Source organism: Amycolatopsis acidicola (assembly GCF_007713735.2).
Classification (GTDB): Bacteria; Actinomycetota; Actinomycetes; order Mycobacteriales; family Pseudonocardiaceae; genus Amycolatopsis_E; species Amycolatopsis_E acidicola.
In genome coordinates this window covers 30,604-46,499 of record NZ_VMNW02000075.1, presented here as the reverse complement: position 1 = coordinate 46,499, position 15,896 = coordinate 30,604, and the positions used below count along the sequence as shown (strand labels likewise).

Genomic DNA, 15,896 nt, shown 5'->3' with positions numbered 1-15,896 from the left:
ATGTGGGTGGGTGGGAGGTACCACGGGTGTCCGTGGATCATGCGGATGCGCCATGGGGTGCGGTGCAGGACATGGTGATGGTGGCTGCACAGCAAGGTGAGGTTCGCCAGTGACGTGGGCCCGCCCTGTGCCCAGGGGATGATGTGGTGGGCTTGGGTCCATTTGGCTTTGCGGGCGCAGGAGGGGAAGGTGCAGCCTTTGTCGCGGCGGATGAGGGCGCGGCGGATGCGGCGGGGGACGATGCGGGTGGCGCGGCCGATGTCGAGGGTTTCACTGTGCGCGCCGAGGACGACGGGCACGATCTTCGCGTCGCAGGCCATGCGGCGGATGTGGGCGGCGGAGAGGGTTTCGTAGCCGTCGAGCAGGCCGTGGCCGAGGCCGGTGGTGAGTTGGTCGAGGGTGACGCTGACCAGGAGGGTGGCGGGTTCTCCGGCTTCGGTGGGGATGTCGGGGCTGTGCGCGGCCAGGCGCAGGATGTCGGCGAACGCATCCCCGCGACGTTCGGACGGGGTGCGTAGGTCGGGGCCGTCGTCGCTGGCGCGGGGTGTGGTCAGGGGTGAGAGCAGGGTGGTCAGGAGGGCGCCGGTTTCGGTGTCGAGGTCAAAGCTGCCGGTGATACCACCGTTGTGGCGTTCGGTGATATCGAGGCGCCGTTGCGGGCGGGCCGGGTCTTGATCGTCGGGTTGGTGCCCGTCGGGGTCGAGGCGTTGGGCGATTTCGCGGCCGAGGCGGGCGACGATGCGGGGTTCACTCACACTGGCGGCCTCGCACAGGATCTTCTCGGCCACGGCACGGTCGTCGGTCGACGCGGTCGCAGGAAGTGCGTGGACGGCGGCATGGATGGTCTCCACCTGCTCCGGCCCGATCGCCCCCTCAGCCAACGCGTCGGCGACCCGGGGCAACGCGGCCTCGATCCGCGCACCCGAGGGCGACACCCCGGCATTCAACGCACGGGCATGAGTGACCATGCGGCGCGCATCGGCCGGATTGAGGGCGAACATTTCCCGCACCAGCGCCGCAGTATCCCGATACCCCAGAGGTCCAGCCAGACCACGCGCATCAATCTCCGCGATCAACCCCAACGACTCGCCATACGCCTGACGGCGCCGGATCTCGTTCTCCCGCAACGCATCCAGCAGCTCCACACCGGACAACGCCGACACGGAACGGGACACGAGAACGGGAGTGGTGATCACAACACGATCATACCGCGGTATCGAACGTTTGTTTTCACACTTTAGGCTGCATAAACACCGACATAAACACCGACACCCGGCGACACAAGCCGGGGAACACCCACCGACCACACCCCTCCACCGCCCCGATCCCCAGCCTGCTCTTGCGATCTTGGCGCTGGGTCAAGGTACTCTTTCCCGCCTTGACGCAGCGACAAGATCGCGAACACTCACAGATCGGGGCGGTGGAGGGGTGCACACAGCGCGGCCACGCGCGTCCGTTGCTGCCGCAACGCAACCCGCTGCCCCAACGCACCCCGCGCCCCCAACGCAACCAACACCAAAGGCGTCACCCCACCGAAGGACCGAGCCCCAGCGACTGGGGCGTACTGGCGTCCGGCGAGGGCTGGTGCAGTCCTTCGTCCAGCGGGCCGTATTCGGTCATCAACGCGGGGCTTCCGCCCCACGGGGTCTGTTCCTCGGCGATCAGGGAGTTCGTGGTCAGCAACAGCCCCGCGACGGATGCCCCGTTCTGCAGCGCCGAACGGCACACCCGCAGCGGGTCGATGATGCCCATCTCGATCATGTTCCCGTACCGGTCCAGCAGCGCGTCGAACCCCTCGTCGTCGTCCAGTCCGCGCGTGCGCTCCACGACCTCCTCCGCCGGGTAGCCCGCGTTCTGGGCGATGAGGCGCGCGGGCTCCGCGAGCGTGCGCCGCACGATGTCCGCGCCTGTCGCGTAGTCGCCTTCCAAACCCAGTCCCGACAACACTTTCTCCGCGTGCAGCAGTGCCGCGCCCCCACCGGCGACGATGCCCTCCGCCATCGCCGCGCGGGTGGCCGACAGGGCGTCCTCGACCCGGTGCTGGAGCTCCTTCAGCTCCGCCGGCGTGGGCGCGCCGACCTTGATCATCGCGACTTTCCCGGTCAGCGCGCCGATCCGCTCGGTCAGCACGTCCTCGTCGATGCCGAACTGCGCGCGCTCCAACTCCGCGCGCAGCTGGTTGACCCGGAACTCCACCGCCGACGCCGGGCCGGAACCGCCGACGATCGTGGTCTTGTTCTCGTCCACGCGCACCTGCCGCGCGCGTCCCAGGTGCTCCAGCGTCATCGTCTCCAGCGTGAACGACGCGTGCCGGGACAGCACCTTGCCGCCGACGACAGCGGCGAGATCCTCCAGTTTGTGCAACCGCCGGTCCCCGAACCCGGGCGCCCGCACGGCCACCGACTGGAACGTCCCGTTGACCTGGTTGTGCACCAGCATGCTCAGCGCCGAACCCTCGACCGTCTCGGCGATCAGCACCAGCGGCCGCGGCGCGCGCATGATCTTGTCCAGCACCGGCATCAGCTGCTGGACACTGGTCACCTTCTCCGCGCACATCAGGATGTACGGATCGTCCAGCACCGCCTCCAGCCTGCCCGGATCCGTGACCAGATAAGGCGAAAGGTACCCGTTGTCGAACTCGAAGCCCTCGACGAAATCCACCGACATCCCGATCCGCGGCGACTCCTCCACGGTCACCACGCCGCCGTCGCCCACCGTGTGCAGTGCCTTGGCGATCACCGCGCCGACCGCGTCGTCGTCGTTGGCGGAGATGGCGGCGACCCGGGCGTAGTCCTGCTCGGTGACCACCGGGTGCGCCGCCTTCTCCAGGTGCTCGACCAGCCGCGCGACGGCGTGGTCGATACCGCGTTTCACCAGCACCGGGTTGCCGCCCCGGCCGATCGCCCGCATCCCTTCCCGCACGATGGCCTGCGCCAGCACCGTCGCCGTGGTGGTGCCGTCGCCCACCACGTCGTTGGTCTTGATCGCGGCCTCCTTGACCAGCTGCGCGCCCATGTTCTCGAACTGGTCCTTCAGGTGGATCTCGCGCGCGATGGTGACGCCGTCGTTGGTCACCACCGGCGAACCGGTGATCTTCTCGATGATCACGTTGCGCCCCTTGGGGCCCAGCGTCGACTTCACGGCTTCGGCGAGTTTGTCCACCCCGGACAGCAGCAGTTCGCGGGCGTCGGCGCCGAAACGCAGTTCCTTGGCCATCGTGAGTGCTCCCTACGGCGTGAGGATCGCGCGGCCGCGGACCCGGCCGGCGTCGAGATCGGCCAGCGCGTCGAGCGCGGCGTCCAGCGGGTACTTCCGGGTGTGCAGGGTGACTCTGCCCGATTCGGCGAGCACCATCAGCTCCACGAGATCGTTGTAGGTGCCGACCAGGTTCCCCACCACGTTGCGTTCGGTGGAGATGATGTCGATCGTGGGGATGTCGATGTTTCCGCCGTAGCCGATCACGAAATGCGAGCCGCCCCGGCGGGTCATCGCGAACGCGTCCTGCTGCGCGCCCTGTTCGGCCACGAAGTCGAGGACGACCTCGGCCCCGTTGCCGCCGGTCAGGTCGAGGACGGCCTCGACGTGTTTCCCGTCCGCCAGCACGGTTTCGTCCGCGCCCAGCTGTTCGGCCAGTTTCAGGGCCTCGGCGTTCCGGTCCACGACGACGACCTTCGTCGCGGTCAGCGCGCGTAGCGACTGGATGCCGATGTGCCCGAGCCCGCCCGCGCCGTTGACCACGCACACGGTTCCCGGGTACAGCAACGGAACCGCCTTGCGCACGGCGTGGTACGCGGTGATCCCGGCGTCCGCGAGCGCCGCCACGTCGGCGGGCTGCGTGGCCGGGTCGAGCTTGATGCACGCGCGCGCCGAGGTGAGCAGGTACTCGGCCATGCCGCCGTCGCAGTCGATGCCGGGGAAGGCGTTGTTCGTGCAGTGCATGTCGTCGCCCGCGCGGCACGCGTGGCAGAGCCCGCAGGTCGGCGTCGGGTGCAGGATCACCGTGTCGCCGGGCTCCACATTGGACACCGCGGAGCCGACTTCGTGCACCCAGCCCGCGTTCTCGTGCCCGATGGTGTAAGGCAGCGTGACCCCGGACTTCTCCGCCCACTGCTGTTCGATGATGTGCAGATCGGTGCGGCACACCCCGGCGCCGCCGATCTTGACGACCACGTCGAAGGGCTCCTTCGCGCTGGGCTCCGGCACCTCTTCGACGGTGGGTTGGCGGTGGTATTCGTGCAGCCGGACGGCCTTCATCCCGTGCCCTCCTTTGTCGGGTAACGCGCGAGCAGCATGCCGCGGCAGACCCCGGAGTTCGCCTCCTGGCTGGTCCGGGTCAGCCGCGCGAAACGCAGGTGGCGGTCGAGCGCGCCGGACGGGACGGGCGCGCCCGTGACGGCGTCGACGAGCAGCGGATCGCGATCCCCCGCCGGCAGCCCGATTTCGCGGCGGCGGGCCCGCAGGCGCTCCAGCTCCGCCCCGGCGGGGACGTCGCCGAGCGTCAGCGAGCCCAGCCTCTCCCGCGGTGTCCCGGCGGCGAGCAGCCCGCGGCAAACCCTGTCCGTGCCCGCGAGTACCGCCTTGCGCACGAAGTCCGTGCGCAGGGTGTCCAGCTCGTCCACCGCTTCACCCTCGAAAGACGCGACGAAACCGGCGCGCGCGGCCACGCCCCGGTTGATCGCCCCGGCGGCGAAGTGGTCCTCCAGCTCCACTTCGGCTTCGGCCACGCCGGGTACCGCCGATACCGCGTCGTAGGCGTCCGCCACCATCAGGAACGCGAAGTTCGGCGCGCAGAAGTAGGTCGGCAGCCGCAGCCGCACCACGGCTCTGCCGGCCTCGTCCACCTCCGCCCGCGACACGAAACCCAGGTCCGTCAACGGTTCGTCGAGCTCCGGGTCCCGCACCGTGCCGAGAGCCGACCAGACGGCCGCCGCCGTCCGGCCGGCTTCCACCGTGGTCACGATCCCGCCGCGCCGACCGGCTCGGCGGATCCCGGTGCCTCCAGCCGCAGTTCGGCCGGCACTTCGATGTCGTAGAGCCGGGCCGCGTTCAGGCCGAGGATCTTCTTCTTCTGGGCGACCGTCAGCGGCGGGAAGTCCGACAGCTCGTCGTCGCCGGGCATGTTCCAGTCGACGAACCCTTCCACCTGCCACTTGGGTTCCCAGATCGCGTAGTCCGCGCCGAAGAGGAGCTTGTCCTCGCCGAGCCAGAACATCAGCTCGCCCATCACCTTCGCGAAGAACTTCGGCCGGGCGTGCATCAGCCCGCCCACCACGACCGCCAGGCCCGCGTAGACGTTGCGCTCCTGGGTGGCCATGAAGCAGAAGTCCTCGATCCGCGGCAGGCCCACGTGCTCGACGATGAAGTTCAGGCCCTGGAAGTTGGTCGCCACATAGTCCACATCGGACACATCGAAGGCGTCCTTGTCCAGTGGCCAGATCGTCGGGCCCTTGTGGATGTGGATGTTCTTGACGCCCAGTTGCTCGCACTTCTCCAGGTACCGCGAGGCTTCCGGTGACTTGAGGCTCCAGCCGCGCGAGTCCCCGCGCCATTCGGCCGTGTAGAGCTTGACTCCCTTGCAGTTGTACCGCTTCACCCGCTCCTCGAAGGCGCGCATCCCGGCGTCGCCCTCGCGGGGGTCGAACGTGGTGTTGACGAGGAACTTCCCCGGGTGCCGCTCGGCCATCGCGCCGTCGGACTCGGTGGTGTTGAACCCGTTGGTGTACCACTGGCGCAGGTTCGTCGGCTGGAAGATCGCCTTGTCCACGTGGCCGACCTCGAACAGGTCGTGCATCATCAGTTCCTCGGAGTACTTCTGGAACCGGTCGATCGGCCAGTGCGTCTCGGCCGGGCCGAGGCCCTGGTAGGCGTGGAAGCACTCGATCCAGCCCTTCGCGTACTCCTCCTGCCCCGGCACCCAGTTGTCCGGGCTCGCGTCCCAGAAATGCGTGTGCCCGTCGACGACGAAGTAGCGCTCACCGTCCTTTTCGTACATTCTCCAGTCCCTTCGGTGATCTTGTGAAGCGGCGGAGCCGCTTGCTGTGGGCCGGCAACTCGCGCCGCCGCGGGTTGAGAGGCCGCCTCAGGTTCCGCCACCCGCACCGCCACGCACGTCACATCCCCTGTTCTCTCAGCGGATCGGCTTGAGGTCGAAGTCCAGGTACTCCGCGGCGTCCTCGGGGTTGGCGAACATGATCGTGCGGTCGTCGAGGTGCACCATGCGCCCGTAGTGGGTGGACATGCTCTCCTCGAACTCCGCCGCGTTGAACCAGCCCTCCTCCTCACCGGCGGCCTCGTCCACGTCGGCGTAGATCAGGTCGAAGCGGCCCTTGCCGTCGACGCGGATCATCGAGGGCAGCGGGGTGACGTCGACGTTGTCGAGCTTCCCGACCACCTCGGCCACGATCACGCCCACCTGGTTGTTCATCAGGGTGAACCCGCACATGTTCGAGGCGGTGTTGTCGGACTTGTAGGGGCTTTCCGCCGTTTTGAACGTGGTCACTGCGCCAGCTCCTTCGGTGTTTCCAGACCCAGATCGGACAGGATGCCGCTGAAGCGGCTCTTCGCGCGGTCGAGACCGTCTTCGAAGCGCGGGGGCTTGGCGTCCGGCTGCGACCACAGCGGCTGCAGCGTGCGCGCGGCGGCGATGCAGCGCGGCACCCAGTCGGAGAGCCACTGCTGCAGCAGCTGCCGGTTGTGGCCGGCGAACTCCTTGTCGTGCACCAGCAGTTCGAACATCGCGCGCGTGTAGCGCAGGTCCCGCTCGGAGAAGTCGAACTCCTCGGCGCCGATGAGGGTCGGGGTGACGAAGTCGCCGTTGGCCGGCGCCGCCTGCTGCACCAGGTTGCTGCGGAACAGCTCGCCCACCAGGGGCTCGAACACCACGTTGGCCGCGAAGATCGCCTCGCACCAGTCGTCGATCGCGGTGAGCTGCTCGGCGGTCTCCCGCACGCCCTGCCACGCCGGGTCCTCGTTCCACGTCCGCAGGTGCGCGGTGCCGTCGAAGCCCTCGATCTCCTCGGTGAGGGTCAGGTTGTACAGCGCGAGGTCCTGCGCCGCGCGGATCCGGTGCATGCTGTTCACCGAGATCGCGTTGTTGTGCATGTTCGTCGGCGCGCGGCGGTTCGCGTTGGCGTACAGGTAGAGGCCGAGTCCGTGGTCCACGTGCATCCACGCCCCCACGTGCTGGGCGACGAACTGCACCCAGTTGCGGTTCCACTGCGAGAACGCCTTCGACTGCCGTGCCGCGTCGATGTTCTGGTTGAGCTGGCGCACCACGTTGGCGTTGTAGCGGTAGAGCGTCAGCTCCCATTCCTCGTTGGGGTCACGGAACTCGTGCCAGCCCAGCGCCGGCCAGTCGTAGCCCTTGCCGCCTGAACCGGGGCTGCGTTCGGGGACGGGGCGGTCGCTGCCCCAGGCCTTGAGCTTCGTCCACTCCAGCGGATAGCCGCCCCGGCCGTCGGCGAAGCCGTAGAGCCAGCCCTGCGAAAGGTAGTGCCGCGGATCGGGCTGCACCTCGACGGTGACGTCCTCGTAGTGGCTCTGCTTGCGTTTGGCCGGGTTGAAGTAGTTGAACCGGCGCAGCTGCGAATCGGGGAACACCTTGGCGCCCGCCTCGGCGTCGGTGAACACCGGCTTGGGCACACTGCGTTCTTGGGTGGCGGTCATGAGTTCTGCCCTTCGCCCGTTGTCGTGAACTTGTCGTAGAAAATGCGCTTCTCCGCCACGCCCAAGGCGGGCAGCAGTTCCAGGGCCGCCTCCACCATCGGCGGCGGCCCGCACACGTACGCGTCGGCCCCGGCCAGCTCGGGCTCGCACCGCCGCAGCACGTCGGTGATCAGCCCGGTCTCCCCGTCCCAGTCCTCACCGTCCGGTTCGGACAGTGCCGGTACGTACCGGAAGTGGGCCAGTTTCCCTTCCAGCGCACGGAGTTCTTCCTCGAAGCAGAGGTCGCGAAGTTTCCGTGCGCCGTAGTAGTAGGTGGCCTTGCGCTCGATCCCGCGTTCGGCCATCGAGCGCAGCAGCGCCAGTATCGGCGCCATCCCGGCCCCGCCGCCGACGAACAACAGGTCCTTGTCCGGGGCGTCCCGCAGCGTGAACACTCCGAACGGCCCGGTCACGTCGAGGCGGTCGCCGATCCGGACGCGGGTGTCGAGGAACTCGGAGAACAGCCCGCCGGGATAGATCTTGATGACGAACTCGAGTTTCCCGTCGTCCCGGCTGGAGGTGTTCGCCATCGAGAACGACCGCGAGTCCCCCGAGCCCGGCACCGCGAAGTCCAGGTACTGCCCGGGAAAGAACTTCAGCGACGCCGGCTCCACGAGGCGCACGACGAGGCGCCGGATGTCGTGCGTGACGGGCTCGTTGGCCACGACCTCGGCCACCGCCTGCTGGATCGGCAGCCCGGAGTGGATCATCTCCTCGTCGTAGTTGAGCAGTTCGATGGTGAGGTCCTCGTACGCGTGCGCCCGGCACAGCAGCGTGTACCCCTCCTCCTTCTCGAAGTCGGGCAGCGCGAACGTGGAGTACCGGTCGTGCTCGACGTCGTCGCCTTCGAGGATGAACGACTTGCAGGAGGCGCATTGGCCCTCCTTGCAGCCGTGCATGAGCATCACGCCCTGCTCGGCCGCGGCCCGCAGGATCGTCTGGTCCTCGTCGGCGTCGATCTCGATGCCGACCGGTTCGAACCGGACCAAGTGCTTGTCTCCCATGAAGCTCCCTCGTCGCAGTCGGTCCGGGCCGGCACGGGGAGGGCCCCGGCTGCTGGAGCCCTCCCGGCACACCGGTCAGCTGGTCGCGGGCGCGGGACGGCCCGCGGGGCCCTGCCGGTTGTAGTCGGCGACGAAGGCGGCGCGCTCCTCGTCGCTCATCTGGTTCAGCAGCACGTTCGGGCTCTGCACCTCGGGCATCCGGCGGAGGTGGTCCAGCGTCCACATGTGCTTGGGGTCGAGGTCCAGATGCGGCTGGGCGACCATGGTCTTGCCGTCGTCGCGGACGAAGCCCATGTCCGCCACCACATCGGCCCAGTTCCAGCCGTGGTACAGGGTCTCCCACTCCCGGGCCCCGATCAGCTGGCCCATGTTCGGGGTGCTCCGGCCCTGGTAGACCGGGCGGAACGCCTCCGCGTCGGTCCAGCGGCAGGTCTCCGAGCAGTAGGTGCGCCACTGCCCGTCCACCTTGTCCACCACCATGTCCTCGCGGATGAGGCACGGCACCATGCACGTCCAGCAGCGGTGGGGGTACACGTAGTCCACGTTCTCGGCGACGATCGGGTGATGCCCGTTCGGCTTCGAAAGCCGGTTGTAGTTCTCCCACCACTTGCCGTACTTGTCGTACCAGCCCGGGTACTTGAACTCGAACCACTCGAAGTCCTCGTCGGTCATCGGGTCGATCCGCCAGTAGTTGGCGAGCCATCCGGTGGCGAAGAACTGCGCGACCTCGTGCACGTAGCCCTTGTTCCAGATCCGGTTCCACGCCTCCTCGATCAGGTCGTGCGGGATCTCCAGGCCGTACTTCTCCAGTGGCACGAGGTAACTGCGGTAGTAGTCGTCGTAGATCCACCGGCGCCACATCTCCGCGTAGGACTCACGGTCCTTGCGGCGGTCCTTCGTGCCGTACTCGATGAAGGTGCCGATCGCGGCGTCGACGACCGCGTGGTTGTTCCACCACGCGTACCGCAGGTCGCGGGCCAGCAGCTGGTGGTTGCTCTCGTCGGACAGCGCCATCAGCAGCGTGGCGTAACCGTTGGAGATGTGCCGCGACTCGTCCGACTGCACCGAGTGGAACACCGTCGGCAGCAGGTAGTCGCCGTTGGCGGCGGCCTCCGCGGGCATCGCGACGAACAAGGTGTTGGTGAACGCGGTTTCCGCGACGATGGTCAGGTAGATGCTCGCCGCGGTGATCGCGTCCCCGGTGATGAACCCCTCCGCGAACTGGCGGCCGATCGTGCCGCAGTAGTCGTTCTGGAAGTTGCGCAGGCTCGAGTTGAACCCGGCGGGGTCGATGTAGTTGTTCATGTACAGGCGCTTGAGGTTCTGCTGGATCGTGGAGTGGCGGACCTCGTCGATCATCTGGATCGCCTGGCCGTTGTGCAGCTCCGGGTTGGGCACCGTGCGGAACAGCAGCGGCATCGCCCGCGCCGCGGAGATCTCCGGCAGCGGGATGATCGAGAGGAACAGCTTCTGCCACTCCAGCCAGCGTTCCTGGACCTGGCGGAACATGTTGCCGCGGATGGCGCCGTCCTCGGCGCCGTACACCCGGTGGTCCTTTTCCTCCTGCATCGGGAAGTACGACCGCAGCACCTGCTTGAGCGGGTCCTTCTTCTTGGCCTTCTGGAACGTGTAGTCCGTCCCGTACTGGGAGACCGGCTCGTGATACGCCGGCTCCCAGGAGAGTTCCTGAATCTTCTGGTGGGCTTTCGCCACACTCTGGCGGCTCATATCGGCTCCTACTGTGTCGTCCAGTGCCGGGGTGGCGCGTTCGTCCGTGCGTGGGGCGCTCGTCCTACCCCGGAATTACATGCCCCGGCAGGGGCGACGCGGGTCTCAATATGAGACACGGGGTTCGGCTCATTCGTCCCCGAGCATCGTGCGGCGCAGTTCGGCGAGCTTGTCCTGGTTCTCCTGCCACAGCCGGGAATCGCCCTCGGGCGCCGGCGTGATGCCGAGCGCCCGCAGCAACGCCGCGGCGGGCTCACCCGGATGGCCGCCGTCGCCGAACTCCGGATGCAGCCCCTGCTCGGCCAGGTGCCGGAACACCACGTTGACCACGGTCCACGGGTTGTACGTCTCGTTCTCGGCCATGTCCCCATCAGACCGCCGCCGCGGCGCGGGGCGTGTCTCAATTTGAGACACGATCGCTGGGCCGACTGGCCTAGGCTGTGACCGGCGGCACAAGGACGTGGCGAGCTGGAGGCCGTTCTGATGGAGATCGCACCACGGCGCATGATCCTTCCGGACGACGAGGGGCTCGCCCGCACGCGCGAACGATTCCTGACCGCGGAGACCGTCGAGCCGGACCAGGTCCGCGACGCGATCCTGGCGTCGTGGTGGCGTTCCCGCGAGTTCGAGGTGCCCGCGGACCACATCGATCTGCCCTACTCCGGCGAGCAGAACCTCGACACCCCGATGCTGCGCGGCGCGGCCCCGGTGCTGGAGCGGCTCGGCGACCAGCTCGAGGGCCAGCCGATCAGCCTGATCATCACCGACCCGACCGGCGTGGTGCTCAGCCAGCGCACCGGCGACAGCGACCTGCACCGGCATCTGGAGCGCGTCGAACTGGTGCCCGGCTACAGCTACGGCGAGCGGTTCGTCGGCACCAACGGCATCGGCACCGCGCTGGAGGACGGCCGCCCCACCTACGTGTTCGGGCACGAGCACTACGCCGAGCACCTGGAGAACCTGGCCTGCGCGGGCGTCCCGATCCAGCACCCGATCTCCGGCAAGACCATCGGCGCGGTGGACCTCACGTGCTGGCGCAAGGACGCGGGCGGGCTGCTCGTGGCGCTCGCGCGGACGACGGCCGAGCAGATCCGCCAGGCCCTGCTGACGCACAGCAACCTGCGCGAACTGGTGCTGTTCCAGGCTTATCTGCAGGCCTGCCGCCGCACCACCGGGATCGTGATGGCGTTCAACGACGACATCGTGATGATGAACGACTGCGCGCGGCAGCTGCTCGACCCCGCCGACCAGACGGTGCTGCTCGGCCGGGCCCGCGAGGAGCTGGCGGCCGCCCGCCGTGCCACGGCGACGATCACGCTCTCCAGTGGCAGCAAGGGAAAGCTGTACTGCCGGCGGGTCAACGGGCACCGCGAGGGCAACGTCGCGGGCGGCGTGCTTTCGGTGAAACTTCTCGAACCCGAAGCGGAGACCGGCGAAACCTCACTGCCGATGCTGCCGATGTTCCTGCCCGGCGTCGTCGGCTCGGCGCCGCCGTGGCTGCGCTGCGGGCACGACCTCGACCGCAGTTTCGCGCGGCGGGAATGGGTGGTGCTGGCGGGCGAGCCGGGCACGGGCAAGTACACGCTGGCGCGCGGGGTGCACCAGCGGCGTCATCCGGCGGGGCGGCTGCACGTGCTCGACGCGGCGCGCGCCGAGGAGATGCGGGACCTGCGGCGCGAACTGATCGAGGATCCCCCGGATTCGCTGGTGATCCGGCACGTCGACCGGCTGCCGCCGGAGGGCGTGCGGGATCTGGCCGCCGCGCTCGAAGAGGTGCGGGACGACGCCCACGCGCCGTGGGTCGCGCTCACCCTGCGCTCCGACGCCGACCCGGAACTGGCCGGGCTGCTGGCCTTCTTCCCGCGCACCGTCGTCGTGCCCCCGCTGCGCGGGCACGCCGAAGACCTCGCCGATCTGGTGCCGTTGTTCCTCAGCAGGCTCTCCACCGGGCTGACCTGCTCCCCCGCCGCGCTGCACCTGCTGATGCGGGCGAGCTGGCCGGGCAACGTGGCGCAGCTGTACCGGGTGCTCAAGCAGGTGAGCAAGCGGCGGCGCACCGGCACCGTGCTGCCGGTGGACCTGCCCGCCGAGTACCACACGTTCACCCGCCGCCCGCTGAACCGGTTCGAGACCGTGGAGCGGGACGCGATCGTGCGCAGTCTCGAAGACGCCGACGGCAACAAGCTGCGCGCCGCCAAGCTGCTGGGCATCTCGCGCGCGACCATCTACCGCAAAATTCACGAATACGGCATAGTCACCCCAGATCACTGATCTTCGCTGTGAGTGCCGCCACCCGCGGGAATGCGGGAGGGGGTGCGCCGCGTCGGTTCCGGTTGTCGGCGACAACCGGGGAGGGGCATGGCGCACGCGCGCGGTCTGCGGCTGGTGATGGTGGTCCTGGCGTTCGCCTGCGGGGCGACGGTGGCGAACCTGTACTACCCGCAGCCACTGCTGGACGAGATCTCGTCGGCGTTCTCCGTCAGCCGCGGCAGCGCGGCGCTGGTGGTCACGCTGACGCAGCTGGGGTACGCGGCGGGGCTGGCGCTGCTGATGCCGCTGGGTGATCTGCTGGAGAACCGGAAGCTCTCGTCGCGCACGCTGGTGTTCACCGCGCTGGCGCTCGTGGTGGCCGGGATCTCCCCTGGCTTCGGGCTTTTCCTCGCCGCGTCCGTCCTCATCGGACTGACGTCGGTCGTCGCCCAGATCCTGATCCCGTTCGCCGCGCATCTGGCGCCGGAGGAGCAGCGGGGCCGGTTCGTCGGCACCGTGATGACCGGGCTGCTGCTGGGCATCCTGCTCGCGCGGACGGTGTCCAGCTTCGTCGCGGGTGCCTGGGGCTGGCGGACGATCTACCTCGTTTCGGCCGTGCTGATGGTGCTGGTGGCCGTCGCCGTCCGGCGGCTGCTGCCGAGCCTCGCGCCGACGCACACGGCCGGCTACCCGCAGCTGATGCGCTCGATCCTCACGCTCGTCCGGGAGGAACCGGCGCTGCGGCGGCGGGCGGTGTGCCAGGCGTTGATGTTCGGGGCGTTTTCCGCGTTCTGGACGTCGATCGCGTTCGAGCTGACGAAGGAGCACGGGCTTTCGCAGACCGGGATCGGCGTGTTCGCGCTCGTCGGCGCCGGTGGCGCGGCGGCCGCCCCGCTGGCCGGGCGGCTCGGCGACCGCGGCCATGGCGCGATCGGCAGCGGCGTGGCGCTCGCGCTGGCGACGGTGGCGCTGGTGGTGGCCGACCTCGGGTCGCGCAGCCTGGTGGTGCTCGCCGTCGCGGGGGTGGTGCTGGACCTGGCCGTGCAGGGGCACCAGGTGTTCAGCCAGCGGGAGATCTACGGCCTGCGGGCGGATGCGCGGGCGCGGATCAACACGGTCTTCATGACCACGATCTTCGTCGGCGGGGCCCTGGCGTCCGCCATCGCCGGCACGCTGTACGACGCGGCGGGCTGGCCGGGCGCGACGCTCTTCGGGGCCGCGCTTCCCTTGGTGGGGCTGGGGGTTTGGGCGGTGTCCTTCCGGCGGGCGCGGGTGGCGGTGCCGGTAGGCTGACCGCCTGGGTTTCCCTACCGAGGAGCGTCGTTGCCGGAGAAGCTGACCGTGGATCTGCACCCGGTCTACCGCAGTGACCGGGACATCGACACCGCGGTGCGCAACGGCCTGTTCCGCGCGGCGGGCCAGAAGGTGCCGTTGCTGGAGATCATTCCGGGGAAGGGTTCCGGAAAGCTCAGGGACCGGGTGCTCGCCACGCTGAAGCAGCCCCACCTGAAGAAGCTGTACAAGCGCGTGGAGCTGGCGCCCGGCAACGACGGGAAAGTGCTGGTGCATTTGAGGTAAGCCGGGCTTTCCGGCAGGCTCGCTACCGGTTGGGGGCGCGCCAGGGGTGACTTTTTTCCACCGTCTTCGCGTGGAATCCGGGGATAGTCCTGGGGTCCGAGCACCGGCCGCTTGAGGGCCGTTCGGCGACCGGGCAAGGCCCCGGGCCGCGGCCGGTCACGCGGTGACGGGCTGGGACGCGGCGGAGGCGCTCTCCTACCCCCGAGTCGAGCGACGTCGCCTCGCTGCCGGAGATGATCGATGCCCGCCGGTTCGCCGCGCCGACCACTGGATCAAGTCCATGGCCGAGCACTACGCCGCGAACCCCAGGCGCAAACCGGGACCCGCGCCGCGCCCGGCAGTTCGCCCGCGCCGCTGACACTGGGCTCAGTCCGGCAGCAGGGGCAGGCTCGGCCTGTCCTCCTGGTGCAGCAGCATCGCGCGGGTGACCGCCTTGGCGCCGAACCTGTCGCGCACCGAGTCCAGGGTTTCGTCCAGCACCGTGGTGTCCGGGCCGTCGAAGGGCAGCGCCAGCTGGACCGCCCCGTGCGAGTCCAGATTGGACAGTGCGACGCCGAGCAGGGTCAGCCCCGAGTCCTCGATCAGCGGCCCGGCCGCGCGCAGCAGTTCCCGTGCCGCGGCGAGGATCGCTTCCGTGCTGTCGGTGGCGCCGCGGAGCGTGTGCGAGCGCGTGGCGCGGGTGAAATCGGCGAAGCGCAGGCGGATCGTGACCGTGCGGCAGACCCGGCCCGCCGACCGCAGCCGGCGGGCCAGCTTGTCCACCAGCCCGGCCAGGATCTCGTCCAGCTCCGCGGGACTACGCCGGCCACGCCCGAGCGCCCGCTGCGCGCCCATCGACCGCCGCCGTTTGCCGGGCTGCACCGGGCGCGGATCATGGTTGTGCGCCAAGGCATGCAGGTGCCTGCCCGCGCCGCGCCCGAGGATCGACACCAGCGTGGCCTCCCCCAGCGCGGCGACCTCCCCGACCGTGCGCACCCCGCGCCGCCGGAGTTTGCCCGACGTCACCTCGCCCACGCCCCACAACCGCTCCACCGGCAGCGGATGCAGGAACGCCAGCTCCCCGTCATGCGGCACGACCAGCAGCCCGTCCGGCTTCGCGACCCCGCTGGCCACCTTCGCCAGGAACTTCGTCCGCGCCACGCCCACCGTGATCGGCAGCCCGACCTGCTCGGCCACCTCACGCCGCAGCACGGCCGCGATCCGCGCCGGTGTCCCGGAAATCCGCGCCAGGCCCCCGACGTCGAGGAACGCCTCGTCGATCGAGATGCCCTCCACGAGCGGCGTGGTCCGCTCGAACACGCCGAACACCGCGCGGCTCGCCTCGCTGTACGCGGCCATGCGCGGCGGCACGACGATGGCCTGCGGGCACATCCGCCGCGCCAGGCCGCCTCCCATCGCGGTGCGCACCCCGCAGGCTTTCGCCTCGTAGCTGGCCGCCAGCACCACCCCGCCGCCGACGATCACCGGGCGCCCACGCAGCGCGGGATCGTCACGCTGCTCCACCGACGCGTAGAACGCGTCGAGGTCGGCGTGCAGGATCGGTCCTTCGAGGCTCACGAACACATGTTCGCATCGCCCACCGACAATTCCGGGCGCCGCGGAGATTCAGGGGCTTTCGGCCCTACTGGGCAC

14 protein-coding genes are annotated in these 15,896 nt (G+C 69.2%); 3 read left to right on the top strand and 11 right to left on the bottom strand.

The annotated features are described in order from the left end of the window. The 10 genes from FPZ12_RS34405 to FPZ12_RS34360 all read right to left on the bottom strand — a co-directional run. On the bottom strand, positions 1-1,196 hold a 1,196-nt coding region (locus FPZ12_RS34405), incomplete at its 3' end, for an HNH endonuclease signature motif containing protein (protein WP_150980620.1). A 328-nt stretch (positions 1,197-1,524) separates the two neighbouring features. Further along, positions 1,525-3,216, bottom strand: coding sequence for a chaperonin GroEL (groL, locus tag FPZ12_RS34400; RefSeq protein WP_150980617.1), 1,692 nt, complete (start codon positions 3,214-3,216; stop codon positions 1,525-1,527). 12 nt (positions 3,217-3,228) lie between these two features. Further along, positions 3,229-4,254: an NAD(P)-dependent alcohol dehydrogenase gene (locus FPZ12_RS34395; RefSeq protein WP_144753381.1), complete on the bottom strand. Its 1,026-nt coding sequence runs from the start codon at positions 4,252-4,254 to the stop codon at positions 3,229-3,231. After that, positions 4,251-4,958 (bottom strand): metal-sulfur cluster assembly factor, encoded by a 708-nt coding sequence (locus tag FPZ12_RS34390; protein WP_144753384.1) that lies wholly within the window; start codon positions 4,956-4,958, stop codon positions 4,251-4,253. Before FPZ12_RS34390 ends, FPZ12_RS34395 begins: the two co-directional genes overlap by 4 nt. Next, entirely contained in the window at positions 4,955-5,992 is a 1,038-nt protein-coding gene (locus FPZ12_RS34385; protein ID WP_144753387.1) for an amidohydrolase family protein, read from the bottom strand. Before FPZ12_RS34385 ends, FPZ12_RS34390 begins: the two co-directional genes overlap by 4 nt. Positions 5,993-6,127: 135 nt before the next feature. Further along, the gene (gene mimD / locus FPZ12_RS34380) at positions 6,128-6,499 is read right to left on the bottom strand and encodes a propane 2-monooxygenase effector subunit MimD (RefSeq protein ID WP_144753390.1); all 372 of its coding nucleotides are present in this window, start codon (positions 6,497-6,499) and stop codon (positions 6,128-6,130) included. After that, positions 6,496-7,665, bottom strand: a complete 1,170-nt coding sequence (locus FPZ12_RS34375; RefSeq protein ID WP_144753393.1) for a ferritin family protein — start codon at positions 7,663-7,665, stop codon at positions 6,496-6,498. Before FPZ12_RS34375 ends, mimD begins: the two co-directional genes overlap by 4 nt. Continuing rightward, on the bottom strand, positions 7,662-8,708 hold the full coding sequence (locus tag FPZ12_RS34370) for an FAD-binding oxidoreductase (protein ID WP_144753396.1): 1,047 nt from the start codon (positions 8,706-8,708) through the stop codon (positions 7,662-7,664). Before FPZ12_RS34370 ends, FPZ12_RS34375 begins: the two co-directional genes overlap by 4 nt. A gap of 75 nt (positions 8,709-8,783) precedes the next feature. Next, a complete protein-coding gene (locus FPZ12_RS34365) occupies positions 8,784-10,436 on the bottom strand; it encodes a ferritin family protein (RefSeq protein ID WP_144753400.1) in 1,653 nt (550 codons plus the stop codon). A 129-nt stretch (positions 10,437-10,565) separates the two neighbouring features. Further along, on the bottom strand, positions 10,566-10,799 hold the full coding sequence (locus FPZ12_RS34360) for a hypothetical protein (protein WP_144753402.1): 234 nt from the start codon (positions 10,797-10,799) through the stop codon (positions 10,566-10,568). Positions 10,800-10,919: 120 nt separating this feature from the next. Between FPZ12_RS34360 and FPZ12_RS34355 the strand changes: the two genes are divergently transcribed. The 3 genes from FPZ12_RS34355 (at position 10,920) to FPZ12_RS34345 (ending at position 14,264) form a co-directional block, all read left to right on the top strand. Continuing rightward, positions 10,920-12,707: a sigma-54-dependent Fis family transcriptional regulator gene (locus tag FPZ12_RS34355; RefSeq protein ID WP_243770187.1), complete on the top strand. Its 1,788-nt coding sequence runs from the start codon at positions 10,920-10,922 to the stop codon at positions 12,705-12,707. An 87-nt stretch (positions 12,708-12,794) separates the two neighbouring features. Continuing rightward, a complete protein-coding gene (locus tag FPZ12_RS34350) occupies positions 12,795-13,979 on the top strand; it encodes an MFS transporter (protein ID WP_144753405.1) in 1,185 nt (394 codons plus the stop codon). Positions 13,980-14,009: 30 nt separating this feature from the next. Then, the gene (locus FPZ12_RS34345; RefSeq protein ID WP_144753408.1) at positions 14,010-14,264 is read left to right on the top strand and encodes a Smr/MutS family protein; all 255 of its coding nucleotides are present in this window, start codon (positions 14,010-14,012) and stop codon (positions 14,262-14,264) included. Between the two features lie 366 nt (positions 14,265-14,630). Here the strand turns inward: FPZ12_RS34345 and dinB are convergent, their stop codons facing one another. Beyond that, a complete protein-coding gene (dinB, locus tag FPZ12_RS34340; protein ID WP_208026119.1) occupies positions 14,631-15,821 on the bottom strand; it encodes a DNA polymerase IV in 1,191 nt (396 codons plus the stop codon). Positions 15,822-15,896: the final 75 nt, after the last annotated feature.